At 68.5% G+C, this 6,844-nt stretch carries 6 protein-coding genes; all 6 read left to right on the forward strand.

Annotation, left to right across the window (positions count from 1 at the left end):
- The coding region (locus PLL68_RS07650) for a nitroreductase family protein (RefSeq protein WP_324533178.1) at nt 1-321 on the forward strand (321 nt) is incomplete at its 5' end.
- An 88-nt stretch (nt 322-409) separates the two neighbouring features.
- A complete protein-coding gene (locus PLL68_RS07655; protein ID WP_324533179.1) occupies nt 410-2,863 on the forward strand; it encodes a DNA gyrase/topoisomerase IV subunit A in 2,454 nt (817 codons plus the stop codon).
- Nucleotides 2,864-3,072: 209 nt separating this feature from the next.
- Nucleotides 3,073-4,440, forward strand: coding sequence for an ABC transporter substrate-binding protein (locus PLL68_RS07660; RefSeq protein WP_324533180.1), 1,368 nt, complete (start codon nt 3,073-3,075; stop codon nt 4,438-4,440).
- Nucleotides 4,441-4,558: 118 nt separating this feature from the next.
- Nucleotides 4,559-5,575, forward strand: coding sequence for a carbohydrate ABC transporter permease (locus tag PLL68_RS07665; protein WP_486658738.1), 1,017 nt, complete (start codon nt 4,559-4,561; stop codon nt 5,573-5,575).
- A 3-nt stretch (nt 5,576-5,578) separates the two neighbouring features.
- Nucleotides 5,579-6,532, forward strand: coding sequence for a carbohydrate ABC transporter permease (locus PLL68_RS07670; RefSeq protein ID WP_324533181.1), 954 nt, complete (start codon nt 5,579-5,581; stop codon nt 6,530-6,532).
- 57 nt (nt 6,533-6,589) lie between these two features.
- Nucleotides 6,590-6,844 (forward strand): LacI family DNA-binding transcriptional regulator (locus PLL68_RS07675; protein WP_324533182.1); only part of this gene is annotated, 255 nt, incomplete at its 3' end.

The following is a 6,844-nucleotide window of genomic DNA, read 5'->3' on the forward strand; positions in this document are numbered from 1 at the left end:
TGGGTCGACCGCTCCCCCGATCGCTGGCCGATCCCCTACTGGGACACCGACACCGCCATGGCGGCGATGATCATGCTCCTGGGCGCCGAGGATGCCGGGTTGGGGGCCTTGTTCTTCGGCGTCCCGGCGCAGCGCCACGACGCGGTTCGTGAGGCGCACGGCATCCCCACGGACCGGCGACTGGTCGGGGTCATCGCGCTGGGCGCCCCAGCCGCCCGGGCCGCGCGCACCGGCGGGTCGCCGCGCACTCGGCCGCGTCGACCTCTGGGGGACGTGCTGCACGAGGGCCGGTTCGGCGGGTGGTCCGGCGCGTCGGCGTGAACGGCCGCTGACCGATGGGTGAGGATGACGGGGTCCCCTGCCGCGGCATCCGCGGTCCGACCCCTCACTCAGAGCAGAGCCCGACCCCATGGCCAAGCGCACCACCACCCCACCGCCCGGGGACGCCCCGCAGGAGGGCGCCGAGCGGGTCGTCGACATCGACGTCGAGGACGAGATGCGCAGTGCGTTCCTCGAGTACTCCTACAGCGTCATCTACTCGCGCGCCCTGCCCGACGCGCGCGACGGGCTCAAGCCCGTGCAGCGCCGCATCCTGTTCGGGATGAGCGAGCTGGGCCTGCGCCCTGACCGGCCCCACGTGAAGTCCAGCCGGGTCGTCGGCGAGGTCATGGGCAAGTACCACCCCCACGGCGACCAGGCGATCTACGACGCCCTGGTGCGCATGGCGCAGCCGTTCACGATGCGCCTGCCGCTGGTGGACGGCCACGGCAACTTCGGCTCCCTCGACGACGGCCCGGCCGCCTCGCGCTACACCGAGGCCCGGATGGCCCCGGCGGCCCTGCTCATGGTGTCCGGGCTCGACGAGGACACCGTCGACTACGTCCCCAACTACGACGACTCGCTCATGCAGCCCGGCGTCATGCCCGCGGCCTACCCCAACCTGCTCGTCAACGGCGCGTCCGGGATCGCCGTCGGCATGGCCACGAACATGGCCCCCCACAACCTCGTCGAGGTCATCGGCGCCGCCCGCCACCTCATCGCCCACCCCGACTGCTCCCTGGACGACCTGATGAAGTTCGTCCCCGGGCCCGACCTTCCCGGCGGCGGGCGGATCGTGGGGCTCGACGGCATCCGCGACGCCTACCTCACCGGGCGGGGGTCGTTCCGCACCCGGGCCGCCGCGCGCGTGGAGAAGCTCACCCCGCGGCGGATGGGCATCGTCGTCACCGAGCTGCCCTACCTCGTCGGCCCCGAGAAGGTCATCGAGCGGGTCAAGACCCTGGTGCAGGCCAAGAAGCTGCAGGGCATCTCGGACGTCAAGGACCTCACCGACCGCAAGAACGGGCTGCGGCTGGTCTTCGAGGTCAAGAACGGCTTCAACCCCGACGCCGTGCTCGAGCAGCTGTACAAGCTGACCCCGATGGAGGACTCGTTCGGGATCAACAACGTCGCCCTCGTCGACGGGCAGCCCCGCACCCTGGGCCTGAAGGAGCTGCTGCGCACCTACGTCGACTTCCGCATCGAGGTCGTGCGCCGCCGCACCGAGTTCCGGCTGCGCAAGCGCCAGGACCGACTGCACCTCGTCGAGGGCCTGCTCATCGCCATCGTCGACATCGACGAGGTGATCCAGCTGATCCGCACCTCCGACGACGCGGCGACCGCCAAGGCACGGTTGATGTCCGTCTTCGACCTCTCGGAAGCCCAGGCCGAGTACATCCTCGAGCTCCAGCTGCGCCGGCTGACGAAGTTCTCCCTCATCGAGCTCGAGAGCGAGCGCGACGAGCTGCGCCGCCAGATCGAGGAGCTCGAGGCGATCCTCGCCGACGAGAAGCTGCTGCACCGCACCGTCTCCGGCGAGCTCGCCGACGTCGCCAAGGCCCACGGCACCCCACGACGGACCGTGCTGCTGGAGTCGGCGGGGGTGCCCGCATCGGTGGGAGCACCGCTCGAGGTGGCCGACGACCCGTGCTGGGTGCTGTTGTCGTCCACCGGCCTGCTGGCGCGCACGTCCTCGGCCGACCCGGTGCCCGCTGACGGTGGCCGCGCCAAGCACGACGCCATCATCGGTGCCGTGCGCACCACGGCCCGCGGCGAGTTCGGCCTCGTCACCTCGGCAGGGCGGATGCTGCGGATGTCGGCCCTCGAGCTGCCGACGCTGCCCCCGCTCGGAGGCGCGCCCAGCCTGTCCGGCGGTGCTCCGCTCGCGGTCTTCGCCGACCTGCCCGCCGGGGAGGAACCGCTGACCATCGTCGGGTTGGATGCCGAGGGGCCGGGGATCGCGCTCGGCACCGCCCACGGTGTCGTCAAGCGCGTCACCCCCGACCACCCCGCTCGGGCGAACTGGGAGGTCATCGCCCTCAAGGACGGTGACCGGGTCGTCGGTGCGGCCGCCCTGCGCGACGGCGAGGAGGATCTCGTCTTCGTCACGAGTGACGCGCAGCTGCTGCGCTTCTCGGCGTCGTCGGTGCGACCCCAGGGCCGAGCGGCCGGTGGGATGGCCGGCATCCGCCTCAACCCCGGCGCCTCCGTCGTCTTCTTCGGTGCGGTCGACCCGAGCGCGGATGCCGTCGTCGTCACCTCCTCGGGCGCCTCCGACGCGCTGCCGGGCACGCAGCCCGGCGCCATCAAGGTGACCCCGTACGCCGAGTACCCACCGAAGGGTCGCGGGACGGGCGGGGTGCGAGCACACCGGTTCCTGCGTGGTGAGGACGCCCTGATCCTGGCCTGGGTCGGTGCCCAACCGGCGCGGGCCAGCGGTGCGGCCGGCGTGGCGCTCGAGCTTCCGGAGGCGTCCGGCAGGCGAGACGGCTCCGGCACGGCCTATCCGGCCGTCATCGGCGGGATCGGCTCACCGGTGCGCTGAGGTCTCGCGCCCTCAGGCGGAGATCGCGCTCTCTCACCGGCGGTGCGAACATCGCTCCGCCGCAGCGTTGCCGCCGTGTTACGCAATCGTTACCGCCTCGATGCGTGGAGACGTTGCGAAGCATGTGTAAACGCTTTTACCTTGGTCCCGGTTCCCTCATCGCCGAGGCCACAGCGTCTCGGCGCGACCAGTGAAATGGAGGCGGGCACATGGCCCTCTACACCAAGCGTCGCATCGCGGCGTTGTCCGGAGTCCTCGCGGTGGCACTCACCGCGTCGGCCTGCGGAAGCAGCAGCGACGACGGTGGCGACACCGCCGAAAGCGGCAGCACCAGCAGCATCGACTGCGCGCCCTACACGGCGTTCGGCGACCTCAAGGGCAAGACGGTCACCGTCTACACCTCGATCACCGCTCCCGAGGACGCACCGCACATCGCGTCCTACAAGCCCTTCGTGGACTGCACGGGCGTCGAGATCAAGTACGAAGGCTCCAAGGAGTTCGAGGCCCAGCTGCCGGTGCGTGTCAAGGGTGGCAACGCCCCCGACATCGCCTACCTGCCCCAGCCGGGTCTGCTCAACACCCTGGTCCAGACGGGCGCCGTCAAGCCCGCCCCGCCGGAGGTCGTCGCCAACGTCGACAAGAACATGCCGGACTGGAAGAACTACGGCACCGTCGACGGCACCTTCTACGCCGCGCCGCTCGGTGCGAACGTGAAGTCCTTCGTCTGGTACTCCCCGACCGCCTTCGCCGACAAGGGCTACGAGGTCCCCACCACGTGGGCCGACCTGCTCGCCCTGTCCGAGAAGATGGCCGCCGAGGGTGGCGACGTCAAGCCCTGGTGTGCAGGCATCGAGTCCGGTGACGCCACCGGCTGGCCGGCCACCGACTGGGTCGAGGACGTCATGCTCCGCACCGCCGGCGCCGAGACCTACGACAAGTGGGTCAACCACGAGATCCCGTTCAACGACCCGGCTGTCGCCACGGCGCTCGCCGAGGTCGGCAAGATCCTCAAGAACGACAAGTTCGTCAACGGTGGCTTCGGCGACGTCAAGACGATCGCCTCGACGTCCTTCCAGGACGCCGGTCAGCCGATCCTCGACGGCACCTGCTACATGCACCGTCAGGCGTCGTTCTACGCGGCCAACTGGCCCGAGGGCACCGAGGTCGGTCCCGAGGGTGAGGTCTGGGCGTTCTACCTGCCCTCCGTCGACTCCTCCACCAAGCCGGTCCTCGGTGGTGGCGAGTTCACCGCGGCCTTCGCCGACCGTCCCGAGGTCAAGGCCTTCCAGACCTACCTCTCCTCGGTCGAGTGGGCTGACGAGCGCGCCAAGACCTGTGGTTCGGGTGGTTGCGTGACGGCCAACAAGAACGCCGACCCCTCGCTGCTGAAGAACCCCGTCGACAAGCTCTCTGCCGAGGCGCTGACCGACGAGGCAGCCACCTTCCGCTTCGACGGCTCCGACCTCATGCCGGGTGCCGTGGGTGCGGGTACGTTCTGGAAGGGCATGACCGACTGGATCATCGGCAAGGACGACAAGGCAACGCTCGACTTCATCGAGCAGTCCTGGCCGAAGTGACAACCCTGACCTGATTCACCCCAGGTCACCGAGCAGGGGTGGGGTGGGAGTCCCCCACCCCACCCCTGCTCTCTTGGTTTCCCCTGTCCTGACGTAATCCTCTCGGAGGTGATGTCCAGTGGTATCGACGGTCATCGGCGCAGTTCCCGCCGCGATTCCCGAGCCGTTCCTGCGGGCGCAGAGCGTGCCCGGCAAGTTCTTCCTGATGTTCTTCGCGATCTTCTTCTTCGCGCTCGTGTTCGGCCTCGTGCTCTTCCTCGCCTCCCTGTTCAAGGGCAAGAACGGCGAGCGGGTCCAGGGCGCCCTGTTCGTCGGCCCCGCAGTGGTCCTGCTCGCCATCGGGCTGATGTACCCCGCGATCCTCACGATCAACCAGTCGCTGCGCGGGCGCTCCGGTGAGGGTGGACTCACCCTCAGCAACTACTCGGCGATGTTCACCCAGCCCGAGTTGCTGCTCGTGCTGCGCAACACGGCCCTGTGGGTCATCCTCGTCCCGATCCTCGCGACCAGCATCGGGCTGATCTACGCGATCCTCATCGACCGCGCGCGCGGCGAGGCCTTCGCCAAGGCCCTGATCTTCCTGCCGATGGCGATCTCGATGGTCGGCGCCGGCATCATCTGGAAGTTCGTCTACCAGTACAAACAGACGTCCCGCCCGCAGATCGGCCTGCTCAACGCGATCCTGAAGTTCTTCGGATTCGAGACCCAGCAGTTCCTCATCAACGCGCCGCTCAACACCTTCATGTTGATCATCGTCATGGTGTGGATCCAGGCCGGCTTCGCGATGACGGTCCTCTCCGCCGCCATCAAGGCCATCCCCGACGAGATCATCGAGGCCGCCAAGCTCGACGGTGTCATGGCGTTCAAGATGTTCCGCTACATCACGCTGCCGAGCATCCGGCCCGCCCTCGTCGTCGTCGTGACGACGATCGGCATCGGCACGCTCAAGGTCTTCGACATCGTGCGGACCATGACCGGTGGGCAGTTCGACACCTCGGTCGTCGCCAACGAGTTCTACAGCCAGAGCTTCCGCTTCAACGCCCCGGGCCTCGGCGCGTCGCTCGCGGTGCTGCTGTTCATCCTCGTCATCCCGATCGTGACGTACAACATCATCCAGATGCGAAAGGAGGCCTGAGCCATGAGCACCCTCGAACCGGTGGCCATGCCGGAGAAGATCTCTCCCGACATGGAGAAGACGACGGCCAAGCCCCGCCGCAAGAAGAAGTCACTCGCCGGCGACGCCGCGCGCTCGATCTCCTCACCCTGGGCATCCGTCGCAGCCATCGTCATCGCCGTCCTGTGGACGATCCCGACGATCGGCCTGCTCGTCACCTCCTTCCGCGACCAGCGCGCCATCAACCGCAGCGGCTGGTGGACTGCGTTCGGCGACCCGGGGGCCTTCACCCTGGAGAACTACCGCCAGGCACTTGCTCCCGGATCATCGGCGGGCCTCGGGCAGTACTTCATCAACACCATCGTCATCACCATCCCGGCGGTGGCCCTGCCCCTGTTCCTGGCCTCCCTGGCTGCCTACGCGTTCGCGTGGATGCCGTTCCCGGGTCGCGACGCGTTGTTCGTCGCGGTGTTCGCCCTGCAGATCGTCCCGCTGCAGGTCGCGCTCATCCCGCTGCTCGACATCTACGTCAACAAGCTGGGCTTCGGAGCGTCGTACTGGAGCGTGTGGTTGTCGCACACGATCTTCGCGCTGCCACTGGCGATCTTCCTCATCCACAACTTCATGAGGGAGCTCCCCGCCGAGCTCATGGAGGCAGCCCGCGTCGACGGTGCAGGTCACGTGACGATCTTCTTCAAGATCCTCCTGCCCCTGCTCACCCCGGCGCTCGCAGCCTTCGGCATCTTCCAGTTCCTGTGGGTCTGGAACGACCTGCTCGTCTCGCTCGTGTTCCTCGGTGGTACTCCTGACGTCGCGCCGATCACCGTGCGCGTCGCCGAGCTGTCCGGTTCCCGCGGAAGTGCCTGGTACCTGCTCTCGGCTGGTGCGTTCATCTCGATGATCGTCCCGGTCGCAGTGTTCCTGGCCCTCCAGAGGTACTTCGTGCGCGGCCTGCTCGCAGGTGGCCTGAAGGGCTGAGGCCCATCAGGTCCGCGCGTTCGGAAAGGAACGAGGACCATCAGCACCATCACCGATGTGGCGCGGGTGGCCGGGGTGTCGGTCGCCACGGTCTCCCGCGCCCTTCGGGGTCTTGACCGGGTCTCACCGCAGACCCGGGAGAAGGTCCTTCGCGTCGCCGAGGACCTGCACTACGTCGCGTCACCGACGGCCACGTCCCTCGCCTCCGGGCGCACCAGGGTCGTGGCCGTCGTCGCGCCGTTCCTCACCCGGTGGTTCTTCGCGACCCTCGTGAGCGCCATCGAGAAGTCCCTGCGGGCGCAGGGCCACCAC

It is taken from the genome of Ornithinibacter sp., from assembly GCF_035443565.1.
Classification (GTDB): Bacteria; Actinomycetota; Actinomycetes; order Actinomycetales; family Dermatophilaceae; genus Fodinibacter.